The organism is Pedobacter sp. 01N416, from assembly GCF_056399685.1.
Map to the genome: position 1 here is coordinate 1 of NZ_JBFTRT010000860.1, position 1,375 is coordinate 1,375.

General features: G+C 34.6%; 3 protein-coding genes. All 3 read right to left on the reverse strand.

The annotated features are described in order from the left end of the window. The coding region (locus tag AC1DND_RS27920) for a biliverdin-producing heme oxygenase (protein ID WP_477586113.1) at positions 1-358 on the reverse strand (358 nt) is incomplete at its 3' end. 75 nt (positions 359-433) lie between these two features. Beyond that, positions 434-853, reverse strand: a complete 420-nt coding sequence (locus tag AC1DND_RS27925; protein ID WP_477586115.1) for a response regulator — start codon at positions 851-853, stop codon at positions 434-436. 1 nt (position 854) lies between these two features. Further along, on the reverse strand, positions 855-1,375 hold a 521-nt coding region (locus AC1DND_RS27930; protein WP_477586117.1), incomplete at its 5' end, for a sensor histidine kinase.

Here is a 1,375-nt window from a genome sequence, read left to right on the forward strand (position 1 = left end):
ATGTAGCCCCTTCTAGTACATACAGCGCACCTAAAACTTCGGCAGTATTTTTTTCTGGAACAAACAATTCAAAATCTAAACCTGGCAATGTTAAACTATCTATATTCCAATATTTTAAATCTTCTTCTAAAGCAGTGAGTTTCAATCTGCTTTTCATTTCCAATTGTTCGGCAATAGCTGTATCCAACATATTGGCGAGCGTATTCTCTAATTTTTGGTGAATAATATAATTAATGGTTAACAGCTTTTTATACTGATCAATGCTTAAAGAATTGTTCATAATCTCATTCACAAACATTAAGGATTCTAATGTTTTATGGTTTTCTGCTGTTTCAGCTCTCAATAAATTGGCAATCATTATTTGGATTTTAATTATTAAAAAGAAAAGATCCGGATTTAATACCCGAATCTCTCCATATGGTTTTATAAAATTTTAATTTAACCTCAAATGTTGGTTAAACCAAAAATCGTGTACAGAATGTACGCATTTAAGCAGGTTCTCGTAACCATCAGGCTTGGTAAGATAAGCGTTGGCACCAAACTCAATTGATGCTTTTACATCATCAGGATTATCAGACGTAGAAAACAAGATTACGGGTATCGTTTTGAGATAGGGAATATCACGTATAAATTTTAACAGATCTAGTCCCGATAAGCCGGGCAAATTCAAATCAAGCAAAATTAATTTAGGTTTGGTTTTACTTTCAGCAAACTGCTGAAGTTTTTGTAGTGCCTCTGCCCCATCTTCAATTATAGTTAAATTAAGTGTATCCTTAACCTCTTGTACGGCACTTTGCATAAAAAATGCATAGTCTATATCATCCTCAACATAAAATATATCTGGTGTTTTCATTTTATCCGTTTTTAAAAGCTACAAAAAATGTAGAACCAACATTTAACTTACTCTCAAACCAAACCCTGCCGTTATGCTTTTCTACAACCCTTTTTACAATTGCGAGCCCCACTCCTGTTCCTTCTATTTCCTTAACATTATCCATGCGCTTAAAAAGCTCAAAAACCCTATCGTAATAACGGTTGTCGATTCCTATTCCATTATCTTTAACAGCATAGATAGTCTCCCCTCCATCTATATACGCAGAAACCTCTACTTTGGGTTTGTCCACCATTGCAGAGTATTTTACAGCGTTACCAATCAGGTTTGTGAAAACCTGCGCTATCATGGTCTTATCTCCTTTTATATTTGGGAGTTCCCCCAAAACTAATTCGGTACGGTCAGCTTTAAAGGCCGACCACACTTCGCCTTTTATTTCTTTTAACAGCGATGCTATATCAACTGCTTCAAAATTTATTTCAGAACGGCCAACTCTTGCTAAATTTAGGATCTCTTTAATTAAGAAATTCATTTTATCAGCAC

Excerpts from the sequence above, each read along its gene's own strand:
- AC1DND_RS27925 (WP_477586115.1), bottom strand. The coding sequence starts at position 853 with ATGAAAACACCAGATATATTTTATGTTGAGGATGATATAGACTATGCA.